This is a genomic window from uncultured Senegalimassilia sp. (genome assembly GCF_934630535.1).
GTDB lineage: Bacteria > Actinomycetota > Coriobacteriia > Coriobacteriales > Eggerthellaceae > Senegalimassilia.
Map to the genome: position 1 here is coordinate 132,989 of NZ_CAKTVU010000001.1, position 26,589 is coordinate 159,577.

Below are 26,589 nucleotides of genomic sequence, written 5' to 3' on the forward strand. Positions count from 1 at the left end.
TGAGCAAATAAAGAACAAAGCCCGCACCCCGTAAAGGGTGCGGGCTTTTTCTGCGTTTCATACGTGCTTTTCCATATCGGCGGCAACGAGCTTCTTGAGGTATTCGGTGGTGTTCGGCTGGCTCTTTAGCCACTGATACATTGTCTCATCGCCATCGTTGGGATAAAACCGAATGGTGAGCTGCTTCACCGACTTTTTGCGGTAGGCCGATACGGCGCGCTTCTGCGAATCGTAGACCATCATTTTCCGCCTTTCCTGCTTCTGAGCCACCTCATTACAAAGATTGTTGCCAATGACGCCGCAACTGCAATTAAAACCGTTTTCATCGCGATTCTCCTAGTGTAAAATCGTTGGTGGCGGGGCACCGCCTTCGCGGTGCCCCTTTGACTCAAGACCTCTTCGAATGCTTCCCGGCTTTGCGAGAGGTCTTTTCTTTTAGGGCTTGGATTGCCGTTTCCGCTGCTACTGTAACCAAGCTGCTTATCACGGCTACTGCCAAGTCCTTCAAAAACTCGTCCATTTGAACCACCTCCTTTCCTCTTGACATCTATTATTATAGGGTAGACCATAGAGAAAAGCAAGCGGTAATTTGGGATTGCTTAACCTTTTTTATTATTTTGCTCACAGAGGGCCACGACGGCAAACCAGCTTCGTGTTACCTTGATTTCAATCGAGTTGGCATATATCGTGTTCGCAGTAAGTAGTTTCTGCTCCACCATGGATTCGCAAGGGCTGCTGGTATACCGGCAGCCCTTTTCTTTTAAATACGCTGAGTTGGATATGCCTCTATAGATATCGAAGGAGCATCATGGCTGGTCTGAAGGCGGTTTTGTTCGACAACGATGGCACGCTGGTTGATTCTCGCGAGCTGCTTTTGGCGAGCTTTCACTATGCGGGTCCTGCGGTGCTGGGCCGCCAGCTCAGCGACGAGGAATACCTGCAGAAAGTGGGGCAGCCGCTGGCCGTGCAGGTCAAGGACTACACGGACGACCCGGTGCTGCAAGAGCGGTTCTGCGAAGCGTATCGAGCGCACAACAAAACGGTGCACGATAAGATGATCAAGGCGTTTCCAGGCACGGTGGAGGCGCTGGCGAAGCTTGCGGACGCGGGTCTGAAGCTGGGCGTGGTCACATCGAAGCGCCATGCGGTGGCTTGGCGCGGGCTTGAAGTGGTGGGCGCTGCATCGTATCTGGATTGTTGCGTGGGCTGGGACGATATCGAGCGCCCGAAGCCCGACCCCCAGCCGGTGGTTCGTGGCTGCGAGCTGCTGGGATTCGACCCCGGCGAGTGCCTGTACGTCGGCGACGCGCCGTTCGACCTGCAATCCGGCAACGCGGCAGGCGCAAGAACCGCGGCGGTGACTTGGGGCATGTTCAACGAGCCCGCCCTGGCGGCAGAGCGTCCTTCGTTCGTCTCGCACACCTGGGACGAGCTGCTCGCAAGCACGCTGTCGCTTCTGTAGCTCGGGATATCTGCGGGGCATCGGACACTTGGGGACGTAGAATTAAGTGTCCGATCGGGTAACGCCGTCGGGTCGGACAGTTAGTGCTACGTCCCCGAAGTGTCTGGGGTGCGGTTATCGTGCGGAAGCTCGGGTGCGGCGTTGTTTGCGGCTTTGGGGCGGTATACTTGCCGCGTGATTGATGGACAGTTCGAAAACCTCCTGTCGGTAAACAAAACTAGGTACCTTGCCCGCTGATCGCGGCGGGCGTTTTGCGTGACGGCGCGATTCTATCGGTGGAGGCGAACGGTTTCCGCTGCATCGTTGCAGGTTGTCGCGCATTTCGAAAAGGGCCTTTCCGACGGCGGTTTTCGCTTGATGGAAGGGCTTTTGCTATGTATGGGCTGAAAACGGAGAGCAGCTTCGACGCTGCGCATTTCCTGACCGATTACCACGGCAAGTGCGAGAACCTGCACGGTCATCGCTGGCGCGTGGTGGCGTATCTCGAGCAGGCCGAGCTGCAAACCGAGGGCACGCACAAGGACATGGTCATCGACTTCGCCGACTTCAAGCGCGCGCTGCGCAACCTTACCGAGGAGCTTGACCACTCGTTCGTGGTGGAGGAGGGCTCGCTTATGCCCAAAACCCTGGATTGCCTGCGCGAGGAGGGGTTCACGCTGTCGATGATGCCGTTCCGCACCACCGCGGAGAATCTGGCGCGCTACTTCTTCGGCAAGCTGGCCGAGCAGGGTTTCCCCGTGTCGCAGGTGGACGTGTACGAAACGCCGAACAATTGCGCGATCTACCGCGCATAGCGAAGCCATGACCTGCGAAAACGAAAACGCAACCTACGGCAGCCTGCACGACGCGTTCTCGGCCTTCAAGCGCACCGATGGCGCGCAAGCCTCTGCGTCCGATGCCGGTAAGACGTCGGCGCCTGCTCCTGACACCGTGCATGGCTCGTTGTCGGCGGCCATCGCTGCTAGCGGTTCCCTGGCGTCTGAGCTTGTCGCTGCCGATGGCGTCCAAACGGCTGCGCGTATCCCCGCTGTCAGCGCCGCGACGGCCTCTTCGCTTGCCGCCGCCGTTAGGGCGTCGCAGCGTCGAAACGCCGGCGAATCCGGCCCCCAGGCAACCATGCCGGTTGCGGAGCGGTTCGTTAGCATCAACGGCGAAGGGGCGTGCGCGGGCAAGCTGGCGGCGTTCATCCGGTTCACGGGCTGCAATCTGCGTTGCGGCTACTGCGATACCATGTGGGCGAACGCTCCGGGCGCCGCGGCGCAGGGCGAAACCCCGCAACAGCTGGTGGCGTGGGTGCGGCAGGCGGGCGTGGAATGCGTGACGCTCACCGGCGGTGAGCCGGTGTTGCAGCCGCTGCTGCCGCAGCTGGTGGAGCTGCTGCTGGGCGAGCTCGGTCCGGGTGGGTGCGGCTTGCGCGTGGAGATCGAGACGAACGGCGCCGCCGACCTGGGCGAACTCGCCGCGCTGCGCACGCGTATCGGCAACGACGCACCCGGCGAGCTCACCTTCACTGTGGACTGGAAGCTGCCGTCGAGCGGCATGGAGCAGCGGATGCTGCCTGCGAACTTCCGCCTGCTCGATGCGCGCGACACGGTGAAGTTCGTGTGCGGGCGGGGCGATCTGCCGCGCGTTTTGGAAGTTGCCCGGCAGCTCGATCTGCCAGGGCGCGTGCCGGTGTATCTGAGCCCGTGTTTTGGGGACATCGAGCCGGCGCGCATCGTTGAATTCATGCAAGAGAACCGGATGACCTGGGCAACCGCTCAAGTGCAGCTGCACAAGGTCATCTGGCCCGATGTTGAGAGGGGCGTGTAGGATGGGCATATTCGAGGGACAGGCGTTCTCCTCGTTCGCGGCTGCGGCCGCAAACGCGCGCGAGAACCTGCGCATACACGGGACGCTGGGCGAGGACCCGGCGCCGCGTGACGAGAACGGCAAGGTGTGCGGCGATAACCCGCAGAAGGCGCTCGTGCTCAGCAGCGGCGGCGTTGACTCCAGCACGCTTCTGGCCTTGGCGGTCAAACGCTTCGGCGCGGAGAACGTGTTCGCGCTGAGCATCTCCTACGGTCAGCGCCACGAGAAGGAGATCGAGAGCGCGAAGGCCGTTGCCGCGCATTACGGCGTTGAGCAGCGCTTTCTCGACCTTTCCGCCATCTTTGCCGACAGCGACTGCAGCCTGCTCGAGCACTCCACGCAAGATGTTCCCGAGGAAAGCTATGCCGAGCAGATCGACGAAGGCGACGGCTCGCCGGTGAGCACGTACGTTCCGTTCCGCAACGGCCTGTTCCTGTCCAGCGCTGCGTCCATGGCGCTGTCGCTGGGTGCGAGCGTGCTGTTCTATGGCGCGCATCACGACGATTGGGCCGGCGATGCCTACCCCGATTGCTCCCTCGAGTTCGTGAACGCCATGAACCTTGCCATCACGCAAGGCACGGCGGGCCAGCTGCACCTGGAGGCCCCGTTCGTGTCCTGGTCGAAGGCCGATATTGTGAAATGCGGCCTTGACCTGGATGTTCCCTATGAGCTTACGTGGAGCTGCTACGAGGGTGGCGCCCGCCCGTGCGGCAAATGCGGCACGTGCATCGACCGCGATCGCGCCTTCGCGGCCAACGGCATGCGCGACCCGCTGCTCGACAAGCTGGACGCTCAGGGGTAGGGCGCGAACCTGGCTGCTCGCGGAATCGCCTTCCGCTGCGCAGCGGTTGCCCCGTGCTTTCCCGAACCGTTACAACCCGCGGCCCCCTCGGCCGCGCTTTCCAAGGAGAATCTATGACCAACGAGAAGCCCATGCGCTCCGGCACCGATGACCTGTCGCTTCTGGGCAACCAGGGCGTGCAGTATCCGCAAACCTACGACCCGAGCGTGCTCGAGACGTTCGACAACAAGCACCCCGGCAACGACTACTTCGTGAAGTTCAACTGCCCGGAGTTCACGGCGTTGTGCCCGATCACCGGCCAGCCCGACTTCGCCACCATCTACATCTCCTACGTGCCCGACGTGCGCATGGTGGAGAGCAAAAGCCTGAAGCTGTACCTGTTCAGCTTCCGCAACCACGGCGACTTCCACGAGGATTGCGTCAACGTGATCATGAAGGACCTGATCGCGCTGATGGACCCGAAGTACATCGAGGTGTGGGGCAAGTTCCTGCCGCGCGGCGGCATCTCCATCGACCCGTACTGCAACTACGGCAAGCCCGGCACGCGCTGGGAGCAGGTTGCCTGGGATCGCCTGGCAAACCACGACCTGCATCCCGAGGCCGTGAACAACCGCTAGCAGCGCCTAATGCCCGCAAACATTGCCGTTTGCGGGCATTTTCATGCGTGCGTCACATACATTTGCGCGTTTTTTGGCAGGAACCATACGTGTGCAGTGACCTGGGAAAACGTTGCATCGCACCAGGTAAACGGCCGATTTAAAATGTGCGCGAGTGCGTGTGATTTCGCAATCGGATACAATGCCAACATGCAAAAATCGACTTACATATGTATGACCGATGCCTTGCGGGCGCGTCCTGCGCTGTCGCGTTGCGTTTCCCTGGCGAACAAGATCATCACCGACGCCGTGTACGTGGCGTATCCCTGCCTGCTCGCATGGCTGGCCTACGCGGCGGCAACCGGCGCAACCGATGCGACGGGTACGCTGCTGCGGGCCGTGCTGGTGCCGGGCGTCTCGTTCGTGCTGGTCACTGTGTTGCGCAAAGCCATCAACGCGCCGCGTCCGTACGAGGTGTTCGAAACCGCGTCCGTCATCCCGAAGGACACGCGCGGCAATTCGTTCCCCAGCCGCCACACGTTCAGCATCTTCGTCATAGCCATGACGTTTTGCGCCTGCTGCCCGCTTGCGTGGGCGGGGCCGGTCATGTTGGCTGCCGGGGTGTTGCTGGCGGTCATCCGCGTGGTGTCGGGCGTGCATTTCCCGCGCGATGTCGTGGTGGGGGCTTTGTTGGGGATGCTTGCAGGTTTTGTGGGTCTCTGGATTCTTTAGCGGCGGCCTGATACAGTTATCGATATTAAATATCGATATCGGTTAGCCGATACCGTCCGTTTCGTTTCAGAGGGGGCAGATATGCTGAAGGTTTCGAAGCGTACGTTGCTTTTAGTCGCCGGCATCGTTTGGCTTATCGCCGGCGGTAACATCGCTTGGCTGGGCATCCGGTCGTTCGCTCAGATGGACCAGGGGATGTGGTGGCTGCTCATCATCGGCGCCGCCGTGGTGTTCACGCTGTTCCACATCAAGGTTTTCTCGAAGATGGTGGGCAAGCATGCCGTCCGCATCGCCGGCTACGAGGCCGATCGTGTCGGCATTTGGCGCTTCTTCGATGTGCCGGGTTATGCCATGATGGCCGTCATGATGACCGGCGGCATCTCCCTTCGCGCGTTCGGCCTGGTCCCCGTGTGGTTCATCGCGTTCTTCTACACGGGCTTGGGCGTTGCGCTGGCGCTTTCCGGCGCAAGCTTCCTTATCCGTTTCGCGCGTCGCGGCAACCGTCCCGCCCCGTGCCCGCTGGTTCCCCGTGCAGCTTCGCGCGGATAACCGCTTCTTATTCCCTAACCTCGCTTCATCACGAAGGCCCGCTCAATCGAGCGGGCCTTCTCTTTGCTGTCAGGGGTTCCTGGCGAAAGGAAGTTCTGACAAGGGGTCGTTCGAATCGGGAGGGCGTCTCGCGGAGCTTCCCCAACCGCGGTTATGGCGCGCGCCGCTGGGGAAGCGCCATAGCCTTTAGAGGGTTGCCGTCTGGCGGGGCTTTCCCTCCCGGACTCGCGCGGATAGGTGTTGCCGATCCATTCTTTATTCCCTGATCAGATATAGGCACCTTGAATACGGTGCCATGCGATGGCAAGAGCTATGTAGCCGCGCCAGCGTTGTCGGCAAGCATCTGGGCAAACCAGAAGAAAAGAAAGGGAAGGCATCACTTCGCTAAAGCCTGGTACGACTCCCCCCATGCCACATGGAATCAATGATGGGCCTCAGACTTTGGCCTAGCTCCGTGAGGGAGTACTCGACGCGGGGCGGGACCTCTGCGTACACCCTCCTGACGATGAGCCCCGCGTCCTCCATGTTTCGCAGATTCGTGGTGAGGACCTTCTGGGAGACGCCCCCGATGCTGCGCTGAAGGGCCTTGAATCTCATCGAGCCGTTCAGGAGCAGGTCTCGCATTATAAGCAGTTTCCACTTGCTGCCGATCAGGGACACGCAGGTCTCCACCGGGCAGGCGGGGAGGTTGCTTCTCTCGGGAAGCTTGTCATTGCGGTATTCGGTGTAGCCGATTTCATCGTCGCTCATTGCGAACCACCTGTTTATCCTTGGTTACCTAAAGGTACCTACAGCACTTTATTGTGCCTACTTTTCGTTTTGCACCACAGATTTTACCATGAAGCCAAGCAAACGGCGAGAAGGGCCGCAGACCCGCAGGGAAAGGAACTTACATGAGCAACATCAAGAAAGCATTCAACTTCATCGGCACGTTCAAACGCCGCAAGGCCACAGGGAAAGGAACGAACACGAGCAACACCCAGAAAGCGCTCGAACTCATCGGTACGTTCGCCACTGGAGACGCTGAGTTGGCGGCGAGCCTCCTCGACGAGGGCTACATTCAGCACAACCTCGCCTACGGCACGGGTCGCGACGCGTTCGTCGGGTCCGTGAAGTACCTGGCCTCCGCGCCCGTCAAGACGACGGTGAGAAATGTCCGTGCGTTTGAGGACGGCGACAAGGTGTTCCTGCAGACCGTTTACAACTTCGCGGGGGCTGGTGAGCAGGTTGCCTTCGACATCTTCCGCTTCAACGGCCAGGGGCTCATCGCCGAGCACTGGGACAACCTTGCCGATGTCGCCGGACCGAACCCCTCCGGTCGCACGCAGACCGACGGCCCCATCGAGGCATCCGATCTCGGTAAGACGGAGGAGAACCGAGCCCTCATCGAGGCATTTCTCGTAGACGTCATGCAGGGGAAGCGCCCCGAGAAGACCCCGGAGTACTTCAAGGGCGACGTCTACCTCCAGCACAACACCGGGATCGCCGACGGACTCTCCGGCTTGGGCGCCGCGCTTGAGGCGCTCGCCGCGAACGGCATCCAGATGATCTACGACAGGACCCACCAGGTTCTCGCGCAGGGTAACTTCGTCCTGGGCGTGAGCGAGGGCACCTTCGGCGGCAAGCCCACGTCGTACTACGACCTCTGGCGCGTGGAGGACGGTAAGATCGCTGAGCACTGGGACGTCATGGAAACCATCGCCGATCGGGCTGACTGGCAGAACGAAAACGGCAAGTTTTAGCGACGCAACGAAAAGGGGAACGCCGTGGCGCCTTCCGCAAGAGGCGCCACGGCCGATTGCGGGGAGACAAGAGACATGCCCGCACGGGCGTTGCTGAGGATAGGAGGATGAAACGGATGAAAGACCTTGCCTACTGCGTCAGCTGTTTGGCCGCCGAGCGGTTTGGGACGGAGAAGGCCCGCGAAACGGTGGCATCGCTGGAAGGCGATGATCGCGCCCTCTTCGAAGCCTACCGCGCCCTCGTGAACGTGCGCGAGCCGATGTCGGCGACCGACAAGTTCTTCGCCGCGCAGGACCGCATGCTCCAAGACCGCATCGCCGAGGCGGGGATAGTCGACGTCGGTGCGCTGCCCCGAACGTCGCTGGATGGGCGCCTGAGCCTTTGGCGCGGCGATATCACCACGCTCGCCGCCGACGTCGTGGTCAACGCCGCGAACTGCCGGTTGCTGGGCTGCTGGGTGCCAGGCCACCACTGCATCGACAACGCCATCCACACCTATGCCGGCATCCAGCTGCGCGCGGAGTGCGCGCGCATCATGCGGTCGCAGGGTCGCCCCGAACCGACGGGCCTGGCGAAGATGACGGGAGCCTACAACCTGCCTGCGAAATGGATCGCGCACACCGTGGGCCCCATCGCGGACGGAAGCCCCGACGCTGAAGACCGGGCTCTCCTGGCGAGCTGCTATGAAAGCTGCATGGATGCCGCCCTTGAGGCGGGGGCGGCATCCATCGCGTTCTGCTGCATCGGGACCGGCGTGTTCGGGTTCCCCCAGGAAGAAGCCGCGCAGATCGCGGTCCGCACGGTGCGCGGATGGCTTGACGAGAGCGAATCGAGCATCCATGTGGTGTTCGACGTCTTCCTGGAATCGGATGAGAAAATCTACCGCGACATTCTATTCAGCTAACTTGTTCGCCGGTGGCGGGTACGCGCACGCCAAGCGGGGCGCGGCCCTCGTTGAACTGCGTCCTAAAACCGCAAAACATGGGTGGCTTCAATAAAAGGCTACGCAACAAGGGACTGGCTCCGGAACTCCTCCGGGGTCAGTCCCTTCGGTTTAACCTGGCGTCTCCGGGTGCTCAGATTCTGGCCGGGGAAATAGGAGCCGGTAGCGCGCCCCGCCATGGGCATTCGGTCGTCGGAAGGCTACTTGATGGCCTCGAAGCCGGCGGCCAGGTCGGCGAGGATGTCGTCGATGTTCTCGGTGCCGATGGACAGGCGCACGGTGGTGGGCTTGATGCCGGCGGCCAGCAGCTCGTCCTCGGTCAGCTGGGAGTGCGTGGTGGAAGCCGGATGGATGACGAGCGACTTTACGTCGGCGACGTTGGCCAGCAGGCTGAACAAGCTCAAAGACTCGGTGAACTTGCGCGCGTCGTCGGCGGTGCCCTTCACATCGAAGGTGAAGATGGAGCCGGCGCCGTTGGGGTAGTACTCGTCATAGAGTTCCTTGGCGCGGCCGGTTGCCAGCGCCGGATGGTTCACGGAAGCCACCTGCGGATGGTTGTTCAGGAACTCCACCACCTTCAGCGCGTTCTCCACATGGCGGTCGACGCGCAGGGAGAGCGTCTCCAGGCCCAGCAGCAGCAACCATGCGTTGAACGGGGAAAGCGTGGCGCCCTGGTCGCGCAGCAGCGTGGCGCGGGCCTTCGTGATGTAGGCTGCGGGGCCTGCGGCCTCGGTGAACACCACGCCGTGGTAGCTGGGGTTGGGCTTGGCCACGCCGGAGAACTTATCGGCGTTGGCGGCCCAGTCGAACGTGCCGGCATCGGTGATCACGCCGCCCATGGCCGTGCCGTGGCCGCCGATGAACTTCGTGGCGGAATGGACGACCACGTCGGCGCCGTGCTCGATCGGGCGCAGCAGGTAGGGCGTGGAGAAGGTGGCGTCCACGATCAGCGGCACGTTATGGCGGTGTGCGATGTCGGCCCAGGCCTTAAGGTCGAGCACGTCGGAGTTGGGGTTGCCCAGCGTCTCGGCGTAGAGCAGCTTGGTGTTGTCCTGGATGGCGGCCTCGACGGCGTCCAGGTCGGCCGGGTTGACGAACGTGGTGGAGAGCCCCTGCTCGGCCAGCGTGTGCTCGAACAGGTTCAGCGTGCCGCCGTAGAGGTTGGTGGAGGACACGATGTGGTCGCCGGCAGTGGCGATGTTCTGCACGGCGATGGTGATGGCGGCGGAACCGGTCGCCACGCCAAGGGATCCGACGCCGCCCTCGAGCGCGGCCACGCGCTCCTCGAAGGTGCTGACCGTGGGGTTGGTCAGGCGGCTGTAGATGTTGCCGGGCTCGGTCAGGCCAAAGCGGCCGGCGGCGGTGGCGGCATCCTTGAACACGAAGGACGAGGTCAGGTAGATCGGCACGGCGCGGGCGTCGGTTGCCGGATCAGGCTGCTCCTGTCCGGCGTGCACTTGCAAGGTTTCGAATGCGTACTTCTGCTTCTCAGACATCTGGTTATCTCCTAAATCGATTACTATGGCTTTCTTGTTCTCATATAACTTGATGACGGTTCGTAGTTATACCGAAGCAAAGGAAGCGGGTCAATAGGAATATAGGAGATTCCGTTTGCGGGGTATTTCGAAATTCAGATACCTGGTTTTTCATGCTGGCGATAAGCCTAGCAAATAAATGGGAAATATTGCTTCGAACATGCCCCATGGGGGTATGCAAGTGATACAATCGGCTTGTCTAGTTAACCAAAGCTAAGAAAGGTGGGACCATGGTCGCGACCGTGATCATCTGTGCCGTTATCGCCGTTGCCGCCGTATTCGCAGGCAGAAGAGCCGTTCGCACGTTCTCGGGCGATGGCTCGTGCTGCGGCGGGAAGAGCGCGAAGAAGGCAAAGCGCGCACATGTCGAGGATACCGACGAGGCGAACTACCCGCATGCGACGGATGTGCCGATCGGCGGCATGACGTGCGAGAGATGCTCCGCTGCGGTCGAGAACGCGCTGAACGGCATCGATGGCGTGTGGGCGCGCGTGGATTTGGCGGCGAAGAACGCGCATGTGCTGTCCAAGCAGCCGCTCGATATGGACCGCGTGAAGGACGTCGTCCGCGAAGCGGGGTATTATGTGATGCAGCGCTAGTTGCACGCCCGTCGCAAGGCGAGCGACCGCAGGCGATGGCCCGTTTCGCTGGGCGGTTCGCGTCGACGACAAGGGAGGGCGCCTAGCTGCGGCATTATGCTGGGCGGCTTGTCCACCAGTATGAAAAGGGCTTCCCTTGGGAAGCCCTTTTCATGTCTGATCAGCGGTTTCGCGAACCGCCGGGGATCGTAAGCTGCGTTATGCCAGCAGCGCGCCCAGACGCATGCATTCGGCGGCGGCATCATCGTCGGGATAATCCTTTGCGATGACGCTGTCCACCACGTTCAGGCCCGCCTCGTCGGCGCGCTGCTCCCACAGCTCCATCCATTCGCCGTCGTTCCAGTCGTAAGAGCCGAACAGGGCCACCTTCTGGCCGGACAGCGCGGGCTCGACCTCGTCGTACATGGGCAAAAACTCGGTGTCCTCAAGCTCCTCGTCGCCCATGGCCGGGCAGCCGAAGGCGAACGCGTCGAAATCGGCGATGCGGTCGGCGCTGAAATCGTTGCACTGCACCAGGTCGGCGGTGCCGCCTGCCGCGCGCACGCCCTGAGCCACCAAATCCGCCATGGCCTCGGTGTTGCCCGTGCCGCTCCAGTACACCACTGCTACTTTGCTCATCTGCATATCCTTTCGTTGACAAGGGAAGCGTCGGTCTTGTGCCGAACGGTCGGGGCGCTTCGGGCGAGCGCACCGACCGTTCGGCGCGAATGCGGCAAAGGCACGCTTTGCCGCCGGTGTTCGATGCTTGTGTCGTTTGCGGTGCTTACGGGCCTGCGAGCTTTTGCGCCCGCGGGCGCTGGCTACACCGCTGCTGCGAACGCCTCCTGGGCGGGGAAGTTCTCGTCGATTGCGGCAAGGCAGTCGATGGGCACGCCTTCGTCGAACAGGTCCTCGTAGGCCGCGGTGCAGGTTTTGTAGCAGCAGAAGCACGCCTGCGCATCGCGGGCGCGGCTGTATACCTTCCAGCAACCGCTGCACAGGCTGTTCTCGCCCTTGTTCTCGATGAAGCCCACCACATCATCGTAGGGGTAGCCCAGGAAGAACCCGATCTCGTGCGGGAACGCGCAGCTGCCGGAAAGCGTGGCGGCAAGGTCGGTGCCGCAGATGCGGCGGTGCAGCTTGGCGATGCAGCCGGAAAGGTCGGAGGGGTCGTACCCCTCGTCTTTCAGGTAACGGAGGACATCGGGCTGCGCAAGGTATGCCTTCAGCATGGTTGGACGATATACGTACAACAAAAGACCGGTTTTGCGTCGCGCCAACACCTCGATGCGCACGCCGCAAGGCTCCAGCTTTTTACGGCATATCCCCAGTTCCTGGGCGAATTTGGTGGAGCTGAGAGCATCGGGCGCCATGCTCTTGCCCGGGTCTCCTCCGGCATCGACGCCTTCGCGGTACACGAACATGTTCGCCGGCTTCAGCCCGGCAAGCGCAGGGGAGCAGTGGTGCACCAGCTTGCGCTCAAGATCGGCGGTGCGGCTTGTCTTCGCATTCGATGCGCCTATGATCACGTCGGCTCCTTCTCGTTTATGTAATCCGTGGCTAACATAGTAAGCATAAGTAAACCACAGTCAACATGTTTGGGGAATCTTCGCAAAAGATTTCGCGCCGATGGCGGACACGGCCGGGAAGCGGCTGCGGTGCGGACGGGAGCCGGCAGGCGCGACCGCATCGCGCGGGCGCCGCCGGCGGTCACGGTCGCTCGAATCGCCCGCACCGCAACGTCGTCGCCGTGCGCGCCGAAGCTCTACACCAACGTCAGCGCGATGAAGGTGGCGGCGATCACGCCCAGGATGATGGTGAGGGCGTTCGCGAAGCCTGCCAGGCCGCCGTCGCCGCCCGACATTTGCGTGTACATAGGGGCAAGCGCGCTTGCCGGGCTCCAAACCAGCAGCGTGAGCAGGGCGTGCATGACGCCGTCGATCGGAAGCGCCAGCCAGATGATGCAGGTCAGCAACGCGCTGAACGCCACGCGCAGCCCTACCAGGCGCGCCACCTTCGCCATGCGCTCGTGCGAGACGGAGAAGCTCATCATGAGCCCCAGCATGAACATGGCCAGAAACGAGTTGGCGTTGGCGATGGGCTCGGTGAACGCCACCAGCTCGGCGGGCAGGCGAACTCCCGCCACCGACAGCAGGATGATCAGCAGGTACGTATCGAACGGCAGGCTTGAGAACAGGCGCTTTGCGACGAAGCGCACAGGATGCTGGATGCGCTCGCCTCCGGCGATCAGGCCGGTGAGCGCATAGGAGCCGCCTGCCATCATGAACGCGTTGCCGGCGTCGTAGAGGCAGGTGGCCACGGCCATGGTGGGCGAGAAGATGGCCTGCACGAACGGCAGCGCGAAGCAGCCCAGGTTAAATCCACAGCCGTTGAGCAGGTAGAACGCGCGGTCGGCGCGCTTGGTGCGCGGGGTGATGGCGAAGGTGATCAGGTATGCGCCGAAGGCGAAGACGAAGCCGAGCGGCACGAGCAGCAGCATCTCCGGCGAGAAGTCGGCGGCGCCGAATGCGTGCAGCACCGCGCAAGGCAGCGTGAACGTGAACACGATCTTCGACACGAACTCGCCGGGCATGTTGCCAAGCTTGCCGGTGTGGCCCATCCAGTAGCCTGCGATGATGATGCAGACGAAGGCGAATACTTTGATGAGTGCGGTTTCCATGCTGTCCTTCCCTTCCGGCTCCTCTTGGAAACCGATCGGCGCGTTTCCTGCGCAAAACGAGAAAACGCGCAAGCCCCCAACCGAATCGAATCCCGAAAGAAACCGGTCAGGGGCCTGCGCGTTGTGCGACTTGCGTATGCGGTTGTGGAGCGAGGGGCTCATGCGGTGGCTTCGTCCCCTCGTCGCTGCTTGCGTTACAGATGAGCGTTGATGAGCTTGGGACGGAAGCCTTCGCCTTCGAGCGCCTTGACGATCTGCTGCTTGTGGTCGGTGCCGAACGCCTCGATGGTGACGCGCAGCTCCACGGCGGCCTGGCGGTTCGTGGTGACGAACTGGTTGTGGTCCAGGCGGATGACGTTGCCCTTGTTGTCGGCGATGACCTGCGCCACGCGCACCAGCTCGCCGGGGCGGTCGGGCAGGAGCACCGAGACGGTGAAGATGCGGTCGCGCTGGATCAGGCCGTGCTGCACCACCGAGGACATGGTGATGACGTCCATGTTGCCGCCGGAGAGGATGGAGACCACCTTCTTGCCCTGGAAGTCCAGGTGGCGAAGGGCGGCCACGGTGAGCAGGCCGGAGTTCTCCACGACCATCTTATGGTTCTCGACCATGTCCAGGAAGGCCGCGATCAGCTCGTCGTCGTCGACGGTGATGATGCCGTCGAGGTTCTCCTGGATGTAGGGGAAGATCTTATCGCCGGGCTCAAGCACCGCGGTGCCGTCGGCGATGGTGTTGGCGCGCGGCAGCTTCACCACGTGGCCCGCCTCAAGGGAGGCCTTCATGCATGCGGCGCCGGAGGGCTCCACGCCGATGACCTTGATGTGGGGGTTGAGCAGCTTGGCCAGCGTGGACACGCCCGTGGCAAGCCCGCCGCCGCCGATGGGCACCAGGATGTAGTCGACCAGCGGCAGCTCCTGCACGATCTCCATGGCGATGGTGCCCTGGCCCGTGGCGACGCCCAGGTCGTTGAACGGGTGGATGAACGTGTAGCTGTTCTCCTCGGCAAGTTTGAGCGCATGCTCGTAAGCCTCGTCGTAGACGTTGCCGGCCAGCACCACGTCGGCGCCCAGGGCCTTGGTGCGCTCGACCTTGATGAGCGGGGTGGTGGTGGGCATGACGATGGTGGCCTTGACGCCGTAATGCTGCGCGGCGTAGGCGACGCCCTGCGCGTGGTTGCCGGCCGATGCGGTGATCAGGCCGTGCGCGCGTTCCTCGTCGGTCAGCGTGCTGATCTTATAGTAGGCGCCGCGCACCTTGTAGGCGCCGGTGCGCTGCATGTTCTCGGGCTTGAAGAACACGCGGTTGCGGGAAATCTCGCTGAAGTAGGGGCTTTCAATAAGCTTCGTCTCCTGTGTAACTTCCTTGACTTTGGCTGCGGCTTCTTCGAATGCGTCCAGCGTCAGCATAGTTTCACCCCTTTTGTTTTCGGTTCGCGGCGGTTTAATGTCGGTGAACATCATAGCTTTGCAGGCGCTACAATGGTGAGGTTCCATATCAGCGCGACAAAATTCGACGCATCGCCTAGGTTTAACGCTTGGTTCAAGGCGCGAAATGCGCTGCCCGGTTTTCGGACAGTTGGCGCTACGTCCCCCATGTGGCAGCTTGGGGCGAAGCGTGCGAAGCGCTGCCGTTCCGCGCGCCTGCGCGCGCATGTTGGGGCGCAAGCCCCGGAAAGGACGACCATCATGAAGGTCATCGCCACCCCGAACGCCCCCGCGGCCATCGGCCCCTACGTGCAGGGCCGCGTGTGCGGCAACCTGCTGTTCGCCAGCGGCCAGATCGCGCTCTCCCCGGAAACCGGCGAGCTTGTCGGCACCACCATCGAGGAGCAGACGGCGCAGGTCATGAAGAACGTTGCCGCCATCCTTGCCGAGGCCGGCACCGACTTCGACCACGTGCTGAAGGCCACGTGCTTCCTGGACGACATCGACGACTTCGCCGCGTTCAACGCCGAGTACGCCAAGTCCTTCGGCGACGCCCGCCCGGCCCGCTCGGCCGTGGGCGTGGCGAAGCTCCCCAAGGGCGCCCTGGTCGAAGTCGAGGTCATCGCCGAGGTGTAACGGTTTCGCCGTTCTGTCGAACGGCGAATTGACTCGACGCTGCGGGCCGCTGCGTCACCCCGCCTTCGCACGAGCCTGAAGGCTTGCGTACCAAAGTACGCGGCACCTTCACGCTCCCGCGAATCCGGGGCACCGCAGCGGCCCTCGCTGACTTTGCCGCCACCTGCGGGTGGAGCGAAGCTGTTGAGCGCTTCACGCTCTTAGCTTTCGGGGAGGGGTGACGCTACATCGCCGCGCACGTATTTGCATGCTGCGAACGGCGCTGTGCGCGGGATGAACGGCAGGCGCGTTAGAGATTGTCTGCAGCCTTGGTGCGTTCGCCGGACGCTGCCCTACCATGTACGCGATGGAAAGCCCGACCAGGCAGCTCGGCTTTGAGCGTTCGCTCCCGCCGTGCGGCGCCTTCGGGCCGCAACCTACCTGTGAGGAGCAATCGCATGTGCGGAATCGTCGGTTTCACGGGCGCGCGCCCGGCGCAAGGCATCCTGATCGAGGGCCTGTCGCGCCTTGAGTATCGCGGCTACGACAGCGCCGGTGTGGCAATCTACCAGGACGGCAAGCTCGAGGTGGTGCACCGCAAGGGCAAGGTTTCCAGCCTGGCGCACACGCTGGGGCATTTCAACTTCGAAGGAGCTTGCGGCATCGGCCACACGCGCTGGGCGACCCACGGCCGCCCGAGCGAGGCCAACGCCCATCCGCACACCAGCTGCGACGGCCGCATCGCCGTGGTGCACAACGGCATCATCGAGAACTTCGCCGACCTGCGCGAGGAGCTGCAGGCCGCGGGGCATTCCTTCACCAGCGACACCGACACCGAGGTGGTGCCGCATCTGATCGAGCAGGCGCTGCGCGACGGCGCGCCCGACCTGCTCTGTGCGGTCCGCGCCGCCAGCGAGCGTTTGGTGGGCGCGTACGCGCTGGCCGTCGTTTCTGCCGACGAGCCGGGCACCATCGTGGCCACGCGCAAGGATTCCCCGCTGGTGGTGGGCCAGGGCGCGGAAGGCGCCTACGTCGCCAGCGACATCATCGCCATGATCGACGCCACGCGCGACGTGGTGGTCATGAACGACGGCGAGCTGGCCAGGCTCACGCCCGAAGGCGTGACCTATTACACCGCCTCCGGCCAGGTCATCGAGGACCCCAAGGTCACGCACGTGGACTGGAACCTCGACGTGGCCGAGAAGGGCGGATACCCCGACTTCATGCTCAAGGAGATCCACGAGCAGCCGCGCGTCATCCGCGACACGCTTGCGGGCCGTCTGGTGGGCGGCGCCCTTTCCATCGATGAGCTGGACCTTTCCGTGGAGGAGCTCAACCTCATCGACCGCGTCTACATCATCGCGTGCGGCACCAGCTACCATGCGGGCCTCATCGCGAAGAACCTCATCGAGGGCTGGGCGCGCATCCCCTGCGAATGCGAGGTCGCAAGCGAGTTCCGCTATCGCAACCCCATCATCACGCCCACCACGCTCGTGGTTGCGGTGTCGCAGTCCGGCGAAACGGCCGACACGCTGGCGGCCATCCGCGACGCCCGTGTGAAGGGCGCGCGCGTGTTCGGCATCACCAACGTGGTGGGCAGCCCCGTGGCGCGCGAGTCCGACGGCGTCATCTATACGAAGGCCAACAAGGAGATCGCTGTGGCCTCCACGAAGTCGTTCCTGGGCCAAGTGGTCTCGCTCACGTTGCTTGCCATGCTGTTGGCGCAGGTCAAGGGCAAGCTGAAGATGAACCAGATCCGCCTGCTGTTCCGCGAGCTCGCCGACACCGCCGAGCAGGTCGAGCGCATCCTGGCCGAGTGCGGCCCGGCGGTCGAGGAGTCCGCGCAGGCGTGCAAGGACGCCCGCAGCGCGCTGTTCGTGGGCCGCGGCATGGGTGCGGCGGTCAGCCGCGAGGGCTCCCTCAAGCTCAAGGAGATCAGCTACCTGCACGCCGAGTCCTACCCGGCCGGCGAGATGAAGCACGGCCCCATCGCGCTGATCGACGAGGGCTTCCCCGTCATCGCCGTGGCGACGAAAAGCCCCGTCTACGACAAGCTGGTGTCCAACCTTCAGGAGAGCAAGGCGCGCGGCGCCATGGTGGTGGCCATCGCCACCGAGGGCGACGAGGAGATCCGCAAGCACGCCGATCACGTCATCTACATCCCGAAGGTGCGCGACGCGTTCTCGGCCATCACGGCCAGCGTGCCGTTGCAGCTGCTCGCGCGCGCCATCGCCGTGGCCCGCGGCTGCGATGTCGATCAGCCGCGCAATCTGGCGAAAAGCGTGACGGTGGAGTAGGTTCGCGTACAATAAGGGCAACGTTGGTGCGGGCGCCGTTCGGGCGCCCGCTTTCTTTACAGGGAGGTCGCTTGTGGTCGAGGACGCGAAAGTAGCGGGCGAGGGCCGGCAGGACGGCGCATCGTCGCAGGTGGAAGCTGCGTTCGGCGCCGTCGAGGGGGCCGTGGGCCTGGGCGTGGACATCGTTGAGATCGAGCGCATGCGCAAGATCCTCAAGCGATCCCCCGCGTTCGCGCGCAAGGTGTTCAGCGCCGAGGAATGCCGCTATTGCGACGCCACCGCGCAGCCGGCCGTCCATTACGCCACGCGCTTCGCGGCGAAGGAGGCGGTGCTCAAGGCGCTGGGCACGGGCTTTTCGCAGGGCATCGGCGTGCGCGACGTGGAGGTCCGCCGAACGTCGAAGGGCCGTCCCTACGCCGTGCTCACCGGCCGCGCCAAGCAGGTGGCGCAGGCGCTCGGCGTGCGCGAGCTGCCGCTTTCGCTGTCGTACACGCACACCGATGCGGTGGCGTGCGCCATGGCCATCACCGAGGGGTCGGTGCGCGCGCAGCAGGAGCGGCGCGACCCCATGGAGGAGCTGGCGCGTCAGTTTAAGGAGGCGCGCACCATGCTCGACGACCTGGATGCGGCAGCGCCCGCGCCTGCGCAGCCCCAGGTGCCCGACGCGCATTCGGCCATGGGCATGGTCCGACATGCGCAGGGGGAGGCTGATTAGCGGCCGCGTCAGGCTCGATGACCGCTTCTCGCAAGTTGGACGCCGGCGCGAAGCGAGGCGTACGTAGGTCGCGGGGTGTGAATTGCGAAGAATCGCTCGTTTTGGCCCCAGCGGGACATAACGAGCGATTCTTCGCGTTTTCTGAGGCGCGGGATGGACAATATTGACGGTATTTCGTGCGAATGGGGAGCGCGGCGCGAATAATCGTTTCTTTTGGCCTACTCAGTGGCGAAGAACCGTTGATTTTGGCCGCCGAGGGACAAAATGAACGGTTCTTGTCTGGGCGAATTTGCGAATCCGTCGCCCCAGCGTGTTCGTTCGCTTGCTGAGCATGGTTCGCTTGCTGCGGCAGTTTCGTTTTCGTGCTTGTGACGTTACTGTCTGGCGAGCTTAGATGGCGCACAATCTAGGCGCTCGTGTACCTGGGGAAAGCACGCGCGCTTGATGGTCGCAGCAGATGGACGCCCGTTGGGCGCGGCAGCGCCCTTGCCTGCCGGATCCGCTGCATCAACAAACCGGTTTGTCGAAGAGCTCGCTGTAGGCGACTTACGCTGTGCCGCGTGCGTCGAATGCGAAAGCGGCGCATGTTTGCGCTACTCGCCATAACGGGCGCTTTCCCAAATCGGTTGGCTGCTCAGACGCTTGCGAAGCTCGATTTGTCGACGGTCATAGTGTTCGCTCCTCGGCCTGATGCGCGTTCCGAGAAGCCGCGCGACGGTTGCGCCGACTCTTTTAAATTCCGACCTGTCGCGAAACGTCCGGTTTCCCACGGTGATGACTGTGATTCCCAGGCGGAGCAACGCATTCCTTCGTGCGGCATCCGAGGCGATGCGGTCGGATCCGGAGTGCTCGGCATCGCTGTCGTACTCAATGGCGAGCTTTGCTTGCTCCCAATAGAGGTCGCAAAGGAAATAGCTTCTATTGAGCGCCTTTTGCTCTGCTGCGTTGAGCGGGATGAAGCGGTTCAGCGAAGGCTGGGGGAGTCCCATTCCACCGATTTTGCAGGGGAGCGTAAGAGCGAGCGCAACTTTCGTTTCGGCAGGCGACGCTGATCGGTCGAGCACGTGATCGAGCGCCCATCGTGCGGTTTTGATCCCGTTTGCCCCCTGGTTTTCGCAAACGACCGCGCTGAGCTTTTCGCGCGTGGCGATGGCATTGCGCTGAAAGAACCCTCCGCGTGCGTGGCGGTCGATGGAATACGTTGCGCACAATTCGCACCCTAAACGCACGGTATCGATTTTGTCGAGCGCAGTCGCCGATTGGACGAAGGCGAGTTCAGGGGAGCAAACGTAAACGTCATCTGCGATTCTATAGAGCGCCCGTGCTACGGGCGAGGACCAAACGTGGCAGCGGAAGCGCGTGCTGTTATGGAGCGGTTTCGTGGTAGCAATATGCAACGGGATGCTGGCGCACTGTTTTAGAAGCTGCTCGGCGCGGCGGCGGTCATCGATGGTGGGACTCGCGCACGGGAGTTCGGTTGCTGCATGGGCAGACGTGGCCTTGGGCTTGAGCGATTCGTGCGCAAGCCAGTACTCGATTGCTGAAATATGTGAGATCACAATAGTCATGCAATCTAAGGTATCAGAGTATTTCCCCAGGTAGAACGAGAATTTTGCGGTGCAGGGACTAGGGAAGGTTTTGGTAAGGGTCGGGGAAGAGGTCGACAAGGTTTGCGCAAGGAATCGACAAGGTTTGCGCAAGATGGTTGTGATACGGAGGGCTTGCGCAAGCGTCGTGGCTCACGGCTGCGAGTTTGCGACTGCGCTTTACGGAATGCGCGCCGAGATTGATGACGGGGGCGTTGCATGTTGGGCATGGGGTTGGGCTGTCGTGTGGGGGCGCGATGCGAAAAACCGTCTGTTTTGGTCGTTGGCGGTCAAAACGGACGGTTTTTCGCGGTCTCGGAAGAGAGAAACGGACGTTTTTGCCGGTTGTGCGCGTATGGGCTTTCCGATAGCGCAAATAATCGAGCGTTTTGGCCTTGAGGCTGCGAAGAATTGTCGATTTTGACCACGGCTGGACAAGACTGACGATTCTTCGTAGCGGGAACTCGCTGCTTGGCCAGGCTAACGCTCCGGAGTCCGGTTTTCGTCCCGGCGCGCGCTGGGGGCTCTGGCGCATGCTGGGGGCTCTGGTGCGCGTAGGGGTTCGGCTTTCCCTGGCGATTGACGCGGTCGCGCTTGCGCTTGGGACGGTGCTGCGGCTTGCGCGTTGGCGCCGGGCTTCTTGTTTGCGGGGCTGCTTGCGGTGGCGAACGCCATGTTTTACTTGGCTCTTACGTGGTTGGAGTACACTGGGTGCGAGCATGTGTGCGTAGCGCTTGGCGAATGGAGGACGGATGCAGCGAGCGAAGAAGTATACGTTGGAGCAGGTGGCGGCATTGCTTCCGTGGCCTGACGACCTGGCGAACAAGTATTCGCGCGGCAAGTTGACGCTGATTGCCGGTTGCGCCGACTATCCAGGCGCCGCATGTCTTGCGGCGGTTGCCTCGCAGCGCATGGGCGCGGGGTATACCGAAGTTGCCTGCTCGCCCGAATCCGTCGCGCCGGTGCGCGCGGCAAGCCCGTCGCTTGTGGTGCGCGCGTGGGATGAGTTGGCGGCGTACGCGCAGCTCGATCCCGATGAACGGGGGAGCGTCGCTGGCAGCCCTGCCGCGGTTCAGGCTGCGCCCGCAAGCTCGGACGGGCGGGCGGGCGCGTATCGCGCATGCCGATCGGGCCGTCCGGTGCATGCGGCACCGCGCCCGAAAGCGCTTGGCCCCGTGGCGCCCCGTCATCCGCTGGCGTTCCTCGTCGGTAGCGGCCTCGATGCCGCCGATCCTCTTTCCGCCCAGCTGACCTGCACCGTTCTCGAGGGCGCGGCCGCTGCGGTGCTTGTCGACGGCGGCGGCCTTGACGCGCTGACCTCTCCCGAAGGCCGCCTGCTGCTGCGCCGCCGCTTCATCGACGGCTTGCCCACGGTCGTCACGCCGCACGCGGGAGAAGCTGCGCGCCTTGCCGCTCCGCTGGCCCTGCCTACCGACGACCCGGCGCAGTTGGCGTTGTTGCTTTCGCAAGCTTACGGCGTGACTGCCATGGTCAAAGGCCCTGTTACCTATATATCTGACGGTGAAACCATCGTGCGCATGTCGGATGGAACCTCTGCCTTGGCGAAGGCGGGAACGGGCGATGTGCTTGCCGGCATGGCCGCGGCGCTGCTTGCGCAGGGTTTGGCCCCGGTAGACGCGTGCGTGCTTGCTTCGGCGCTGCATGCGCGGGCGGCGCGGGCGGCGGCAAAGCGCCTGACCAGCATTTGCGTAACCGCTGAAGACGTGGTGGCCGCCATTCCCGAGGCGATCGCTTCGTTGTCGTAGCGCCCTGCCGCGACAGGTGGGCGGGCTTGCGGATGCTATTGCGATCCGGCGAAGATTGGACGAATCCGCATCGCCTATCTGCAGCGTGTCTGCGAAGGGCCGGGCATCCTGCCGGTTGCCGGGGCGGGGATGGCTTTTATCCTTCGTCTCGGTTTGCCTTCTTCTGCGCCAGCGACATTCGTTATAGTAAGGGCGAACGAATCTGGATGGCGTTTTAGCGAACGGATGCGGGAGGTGCGACACCATGGAATCGGATCGACCGGAACATAATGAGATGCCCGCAACCGCTGTTCGCGATGTCGGGGGGATGCCGATAGCTTCCGTTGCGCCAGAAACCCCGCAGGCGCCATTGCGGCTTGGCTGGAAGCGGTCGTTGAGCATGTTCGCCGCCTGCTTCGTCGTGTACCTGGCGGTCCTTGAAGGCTTTCTGGCGGTTCCGCAGTTCAACGATGTCGTGCAGATTCGCCCGGCGTCAGCGTTGGGGCCGGTGCTCGGGCTGTTCTTCGGCTTGCCGGGTATTTTCGGTTGCGCGACGGCCAACCTGGTCTCGGATATCCTGCACGAAGGCGCCACGCCGTTCATGCTGGCGGGCTACTTCCTGATACAGATCATGTACAACGGCCTGCCGCGCTGGGTGTGGTATCTCGTGAACGCGAAAAGCCCGCGCCCGTACCCGCGATTCGATTCGGCGTCGAAGACGGCGCTGTACATGGGACTTGTCCTGGTGGACAGCGCGTGCGTGAACCTGGCCGTCTATCTGTTCGTCGGCGCGCCGCCCGAGTCGGGCCCGTCGTTCGCCGCGCGCGGCTTGAATAACGTGTGGATGCTGCTCTACATCGGCCTGCCCCTGCTTTACGCGCTCGAGCGCAGCCCGCTTATGCCCAACCCGCCGCGTTGGATCCACATCCCGTACCGCAACATCAAGAAGGCGAACCTCACGCAGCGTTTCGTCATCTGGTTCGTTATCGCGTCGGCGTTGCTGATGCTTCTCGTTTCGGTCTTGGTCATCGCCTTCGCCTCCGGCGACGAGGAGAGCTTCCAGACCGTTGTGCACACCATGTTCCACGAGGCTGCCATCCTCATGGTGCCCATCTTCCTGCCCATGTTCGCGTTCTTGCACATCTTGGAACGCCGCTTCACGCGCCCCATCGAAGTGCTCGCCCTCGACCAGCAGACCTTCATCGAGCGCATGGAATCCGATGTCGAGCAGGGCAGGCGCGACATGCGCATCGCGGTCGATGAGCGCGGCACGAAGCCCCGCTACGAGATCGCCGAGCTGTACGAGTCCACCAACAAGATGCGTCGCGACATGGTCGGCTTCATCGAGCGCCTGTACAACGTCACGGCCGAGCGCCAGCGCACGGCCACCGAGCTCGACGTGGCCAGGCAGATCCAGATGAGCGCCGTGCCGCACGACTTCGATTCGCTCACGGAACGCTTCGCGCTCGATATCGCCGGCTTCATGCGCCCGGCACGTGAGGTGGGCGGCGACTTCTACGACGTGTTCGAGGTGGGCGAACGCGGCGTGGCCTTCGTCATCGGCGACGTGTCGGGCAAGGGCGTTCCCGCGGCGCTGTTCATGATGCGCGCGCAAAGCCTGCTGCGCCAGTACCTGCTGGAAACCGACGATCTTGGCACGGCGTTCACCCTGGCCAATCGTCAGCTGTGCGAGCGCAACGACGCCATGCTGTTCGTCACCGCGTTCGCGTGCGTGGTGGACACGGCAACCGGCGAGGTGCGCTTCGCCAACGCCGGCCACAACCCGCCGGTGCTCAAGCAAAACGGCAAGCTCAGCTTCCTGAAATGCCGCCCAGGTTTGGTGCTTGGCGCCATGGACGTGGTGAAGTATCGCGAGGGAAGCTTCGTGTGCAGCCCGGGCGACGGCCTGCTTTTGTACACCGACGGCGTGTCGGAAGCGGCAAACGCGGCTGAAGAGCTGTACGGCGAGGAACGTCTGCTGGAAACGCTGGCGCGAATCGATGCGTCGGGTGGGGAAGGTACCCCCGTGGGCTCGGACGCGCAAGCGCCGGGCGTTTCGGCGGTTGCGAGCACGGCGGCCGCATCTTCGGCCCAAACCGCTGTAAACTCCCTGGCGGAAAGCGTGGACGCCTTCGCAGGCGAAGCGCCGCAGGCTGACGACATCACCATGCTCGCCTTCCGTTGGAACCTTCCCGTGCAGCGCCTTGCGCTGCCGGCCGACGATGCCGAGCTTGATAGCCTGTTCGCCTTCCTGGAGCCTATTTGCGAGGGCGAGGGCCGCACGCCGAAGATGATGGCGCAGATGATGCTCGTCTGCGAGGAGGTCTTCGTCAACATCTGCCACTACGGGTTCCCCGACGGCCAGCCGCGTCTGCCGGTGGACATCGAGGCCGCCGTCGACGAGCGCGCGGGCTGCTTGCACCTCGTGTTCAGCGACCAGGGAATCGCCTACGACCCGCTTTCGCACAACGCGAAGAAGGTCGACCCCACCGACGAGCAGCGCAAAGGCGGGCTGGGCATCCTGCTTATGCGCAAGTACATGGACGACTTGCGCTACACTCGCGCCGACGGGCGCAACATCTTGCGTATGACGAAGCGATTCGTTTAAATACGGGAAGCGTTCGAGAAAGGACCGCATATGGAGATCAAGGCAACGAAAAACGGCGACGCGCTCGAGGTGGCCCTGTCTGGGCGCTTGGACACGAACACGTCCCCGGATCTGGAGGGCTACCTGCGCGAGAACCTGGAAGGCGTCGCCAGCCTGGTCATCGACCTGGCCGATACCCAGTACGTTTCGAGCGCCGGTCTGCGCGTGTTCTTGTTCGCGCACAAGGAGCTGGCGAAGGTGGGAAGCGGGCTGGTGTTGCGCCATCCCAACGAGTACATCGCCGACGTGCTCGACGCCACGGGCTTCACGGAAATCCTGACCGTAGAACAGTAGGGGGCGGCTATGGCGCATGACGAAAAGATCTCGGAACCGACCGGCAACGACGTGCATCACGAGATGCCCGCATCGGCGAGCGCGCCCGCGCAGGTGCCCGATGTGGCAGCCCTGCGCGCCATGATGCACGAACGCCAATACGCGGCGGGAAAGGCGCTCGAGCAGCAGCTTGAGGCCGACGTGCTGCATGCGCGCGAGGTGCAGGAAGAGCTGCTCTTCGAGATGATAGAGGCGAACAAGGACACGCCGTTCGGCCGTGATCACGGCTTTGCCGACATCAAGACGGTCGAGGACTTCAAACGCGCCGTTCCCTTCACCAACTACGACGATTACGCCGGCTATATCTACGAGGTGATGGAGCACGGCACGCGCGGCGTGGTGACCACCGAGGAAATCGTGCACTTCAATGAAACCTCGGGCACCATGGGCAATCCCAAGGGCATCCCCTACACCAAGCGCATGGCGGAGATCCTCATGGGCTATTCGGGCGCGTACACGTATTACCGCAGCTACGTGGGCGCGGGCGAGGGCCTGGCCGGTGGCCGTATGCTCACGCTTATCGAAAGCCACTACGCCACGCTGAAAAGCGGCATCTCGTTCGGGTCGCTATCGTGCAAGGCCATCGCCGACGCCCGCCCGTATCTTGCGGCGACCACTACCAGCCCCGACGAGGCCGTGTTCACCAAACCCGGCACCGACACGCGCTATCTGCATGCGCGCTTCGCCATCGAAGAGCGCGACATACGGGACATATCATCGGTGTTCATCACCGGCGTGCTCGACCTCATGCGCTACGTCGAGGACAACTGGGAGCTGCTCGTGCGCGACATCGAGCAGGGAACCATCGATGCGTCCATCCAGATGCCGGCCGACGTGCGTGCCGGTTTGGAAGCGCGCATCGAGCCCAACCCCGAGCGCGCTGCCGAGCTGCGCGCCATCTTCGAGCGCGGCTTCGACGAGCCCATCACACCGGCCATGTGGCCGAACCTGCTGGTCGTTCGCAGCGTTGCCGGCGGCGGTTTCGCGCCCTACACGCAGCGTCTGCGTCGCTTCATCGGCAACGACGTGCACATCCTCTACACCGGCTACAGCGCTTCGGAAGGCGCGTTCTCCGTGCCGTTTGAGCTGGATAACCCTTCGAGCGTGCTGCTGCCGCGCAGCGTGTACTTCGAGTTCGTGCCCGTCGACGACCCCGACTACGACCACACGCTCGGCGTCGAGGACCTGCAAGAAGGCCATGACTACGAGGTCATCATCACCAGCCGTTCGGGCTTCTACCGTTACAAGATGCGCGACGCCATCCGCTGTGTCGGCCACAAGGGAACCATGCCCACGATGGAGTTTCTGTTCCGCCTCGATCAGACGGTGAACATGCATGGCGAGAAGACCACGGAGCTTGTGCTGCGCAAGGTGGCCGACAAGGTGGCTGCGCGCGCAGGGCTCGACCTCGTGGATTTCAGCGTGTACCCCGACGTCGACCATCATCCGGCACGCTACGAGTACCTGTTCGAGTTTTACCATGCCGACCATGCGGCCATCGACCTGGCCGAATTGTCGCGCATCACCGACGAGGAGCTGCGCGCGGGCAACTACGACGTGGACTACATGACCGAGGACGGCACGTTCGCCCCGGCCACCGCGCGCGTGCTGCAGGACGAGACCAATCAGCTGTGGCGCGATATGCGCGTCATGCACGGCAAGGCCCCGAACCAGATCAAGCCGGTGCACATCGTGGACACCGAGCAGAAGCGGCGCTTCTTCTTCGCGCTCATCGACGGGGAAATCGAAGGGTAGG

General features: G+C 63.0%; 25 protein-coding genes. 17 read left to right on the forward strand and 8 right to left on the reverse strand.

All coding sequences use genetic code 11. The annotated features are described in order from the left end of the window. Positions 1-57: 57 nt before the first annotated feature. The gene (locus Q0D52_RS00645; protein WP_294379485.1) at positions 58-243 is read right to left on the reverse strand and encodes a hypothetical protein; all 186 of its coding nucleotides are present in this window, start codon (positions 241-243) and stop codon (positions 58-60) included. 565 nt (positions 244-808) lie between these two features. On the opposite strand from Q0D52_RS00645, the gene Q0D52_RS00650 reads away from it, so the two are divergent. From Q0D52_RS00650 to Q0D52_RS00680, 7 genes are all read left to right on the forward strand, one after another. Beyond that, complete coding sequence (locus tag Q0D52_RS00650) at positions 809-1,462, forward strand: HAD-IA family hydrolase (protein WP_294379487.1); 654 nt, start codon at positions 809-811, stop codon at positions 1,460-1,462. 374 nt (positions 1,463-1,836) lie between these two features. Then, complete coding sequence (locus tag Q0D52_RS00655) at positions 1,837-2,256, forward strand: 6-carboxytetrahydropterin synthase (protein WP_294379489.1); 420 nt, start codon at positions 1,837-1,839, stop codon at positions 2,254-2,256. 7 nt (positions 2,257-2,263) lie between these two features. After that, the gene (locus tag Q0D52_RS00660; RefSeq protein WP_294379491.1) at positions 2,264-3,274 is read left to right on the forward strand and encodes a radical SAM protein; all 1,011 of its coding nucleotides are present in this window, start codon (positions 2,264-2,266) and stop codon (positions 3,272-3,274) included. A 1-nt stretch (position 3,275) separates the two neighbouring features. Beyond that, positions 3,276-4,115 carry a 7-cyano-7-deazaguanine synthase QueC gene (gene queC / locus Q0D52_RS00665; protein ID WP_294379493.1) on the forward strand — a complete coding sequence of 280 codons (840 nt, stop codon included), beginning with the start codon at positions 3,276-3,278 and terminating at the stop codon, positions 4,113-4,115. Between the two features lie 113 nt (positions 4,116-4,228). Continuing rightward, positions 4,229-4,732: a preQ(1) synthase gene (gene queF / locus Q0D52_RS00670; RefSeq protein ID WP_288578118.1), complete on the forward strand. Its 504-nt coding sequence runs from the start codon at positions 4,229-4,231 to the stop codon at positions 4,730-4,732. Positions 4,733-4,921: 189 nt separating this feature from the next. Continuing rightward, entirely contained in the window at positions 4,922-5,443 is a 522-nt protein-coding gene (locus Q0D52_RS00675) for a phosphatase PAP2 family protein (protein ID WP_294379496.1), read from the forward strand. A gap of 81 nt (positions 5,444-5,524) precedes the next feature. Continuing rightward, a complete protein-coding gene (locus Q0D52_RS00680; RefSeq protein ID WP_294379498.1) occupies positions 5,525-5,992 on the forward strand; it encodes a hypothetical protein in 468 nt (155 codons plus the stop codon). A 384-nt stretch (positions 5,993-6,376) separates the two neighbouring features. On the opposite strand, the gene Q0D52_RS00685 is transcribed toward Q0D52_RS00680, so the two are convergent. Continuing rightward, entirely contained in the window at positions 6,377-6,742 is a 366-nt protein-coding gene (locus Q0D52_RS00685) for a helix-turn-helix domain-containing protein (RefSeq protein ID WP_294379501.1), read from the reverse strand. Between the two features lie 143 nt (positions 6,743-6,885). On the opposite strand from Q0D52_RS00685, the gene Q0D52_RS00690 reads away from it, so the two are divergent. Both Q0D52_RS00690 and Q0D52_RS00695 read left to right on the forward strand, forming a co-directional pair. After that, complete coding sequence (locus Q0D52_RS00690) at positions 6,886-7,734, forward strand: nuclear transport factor 2 family protein (RefSeq protein ID WP_294379503.1); 849 nt, start codon at positions 6,886-6,888, stop codon at positions 7,732-7,734. A gap of 107 nt (positions 7,735-7,841) precedes the next feature. Further along, positions 7,842-8,639 carry a protein-ADP-ribose hydrolase gene (locus tag Q0D52_RS00695; RefSeq protein WP_294379505.1) on the forward strand — a complete coding sequence of 266 codons (798 nt, stop codon included), beginning with the start codon at positions 7,842-7,844 and terminating at the stop codon, positions 8,637-8,639. Positions 8,640-8,878: 239 nt separating this feature from the next. On the opposite strand, the gene Q0D52_RS00700 is transcribed toward Q0D52_RS00695, so the two are convergent. After that, positions 8,879-10,174: an O-acetylhomoserine aminocarboxypropyltransferase/cysteine synthase family protein gene (locus tag Q0D52_RS00700; protein WP_294379507.1), complete on the reverse strand. Its 1,296-nt coding sequence runs from the start codon at positions 10,172-10,174 to the stop codon at positions 8,879-8,881. A 269-nt stretch (positions 10,175-10,443) separates the two neighbouring features. Between Q0D52_RS00700 and Q0D52_RS00705 the strand changes: the two genes are divergently transcribed. Further along, the gene (locus Q0D52_RS00705) at positions 10,444-10,812 is read left to right on the forward strand and encodes a heavy-metal-associated domain-containing protein (RefSeq protein WP_294379508.1); all 369 of its coding nucleotides are present in this window, start codon (positions 10,444-10,446) and stop codon (positions 10,810-10,812) included. 198 nt (positions 10,813-11,010) lie between these two features. Here the strand turns inward: Q0D52_RS00705 and Q0D52_RS00710 are convergent, their stop codons facing one another. The 4 genes from Q0D52_RS00710 to ilvA all read right to left on the reverse strand — a co-directional run bounded on the left by Q0D52_RS00710 (position 11,011) and on the right by ilvA (position 14,877). Then, positions 11,011-11,430 (reverse strand): flavodoxin, encoded by a 420-nt coding sequence (locus Q0D52_RS00710; protein ID WP_294379509.1) that lies wholly within the window; start codon positions 11,428-11,430, stop codon positions 11,011-11,013. Between the two features lie 182 nt (positions 11,431-11,612). Then, positions 11,613-12,320, reverse strand: a complete 708-nt coding sequence (locus tag Q0D52_RS00715; RefSeq protein ID WP_294379512.1) for a DUF3793 family protein — start codon at positions 12,318-12,320, stop codon at positions 11,613-11,615. A gap of 236 nt (positions 12,321-12,556) precedes the next feature. After that, positions 12,557-13,471, reverse strand: a complete 915-nt coding sequence (locus Q0D52_RS00720; RefSeq protein ID WP_294379514.1) for an AEC family transporter — start codon at positions 13,469-13,471, stop codon at positions 12,557-12,559. Between the two features lie 194 nt (positions 13,472-13,665). Beyond that, positions 13,666-14,877, reverse strand: a complete 1,212-nt coding sequence (ilvA, locus tag Q0D52_RS00725; protein WP_294379517.1) for a threonine ammonia-lyase — start codon at positions 14,875-14,877, stop codon at positions 13,666-13,668. A 279-nt stretch (positions 14,878-15,156) separates the two neighbouring features. On the opposite strand from ilvA, the gene Q0D52_RS00730 reads away from it, so the two are divergent. From Q0D52_RS00730 to acpS, 3 genes are all read left to right on the forward strand, one after another. Then, complete coding sequence (locus tag Q0D52_RS00730; RefSeq protein ID WP_042432748.1) at positions 15,157-15,531, forward strand: RidA family protein; 375 nt, start codon at positions 15,157-15,159, stop codon at positions 15,529-15,531. 437 nt (positions 15,532-15,968) lie between these two features. Then, positions 15,969-17,807 carry a glutamine--fructose-6-phosphate transaminase (isomerizing) gene (gene glmS / locus Q0D52_RS00735; RefSeq protein WP_294379520.1) on the forward strand — a complete coding sequence of 613 codons (1,839 nt, stop codon included), beginning with the start codon at positions 15,969-15,971 and terminating at the stop codon, positions 17,805-17,807. A gap of 73 nt (positions 17,808-17,880) precedes the next feature. Continuing rightward, positions 17,881-18,522 (forward strand): holo-ACP synthase, encoded by a 642-nt coding sequence (gene acpS, locus Q0D52_RS00740; RefSeq protein WP_294379522.1) that lies wholly within the window; start codon positions 17,881-17,883, stop codon positions 18,520-18,522. Between the two features lie 593 nt (positions 18,523-19,115). Here the strand turns inward: acpS and Q0D52_RS00745 are convergent. Beyond that, entirely contained in the window at positions 19,116-20,090 is a 975-nt protein-coding gene (locus Q0D52_RS00745; RefSeq protein ID WP_294379524.1) for a hypothetical protein, read from the reverse strand. Between the two features lie 770 nt (positions 20,091-20,860). Between Q0D52_RS00745 and Q0D52_RS00750 the strand changes: the two genes are divergently transcribed. From Q0D52_RS00750 to Q0D52_RS00765, 4 genes are all read left to right on the forward strand, one after another. After that, positions 20,861-21,874: an NAD(P)H-hydrate dehydratase gene (locus tag Q0D52_RS00750; RefSeq protein ID WP_294379525.1), complete on the forward strand. Its 1,014-nt coding sequence runs from the start codon at positions 20,861-20,863 to the stop codon at positions 21,872-21,874. Positions 21,875-22,253: 379 nt separating this feature from the next. After that, entirely contained in the window at positions 22,254-24,461 is a 2,208-nt protein-coding gene (locus Q0D52_RS00755; RefSeq protein ID WP_294379779.1) for a SpoIIE family protein phosphatase, read from the forward strand. A 30-nt stretch (positions 24,462-24,491) separates the two neighbouring features. Beyond that, complete coding sequence (locus Q0D52_RS00760; RefSeq protein WP_294379527.1) at positions 24,492-24,794, forward strand: STAS domain-containing protein; 303 nt, start codon at positions 24,492-24,494, stop codon at positions 24,792-24,794. Positions 24,795-24,803: 9 nt separating this feature from the next. Continuing rightward, entirely contained in the window at positions 24,804-26,588 is a 1,785-nt protein-coding gene (locus Q0D52_RS00765; protein WP_294379529.1) for a GH3 auxin-responsive promoter family protein, read from the forward strand. Position 26,589: the final 1 nt, after the last annotated feature.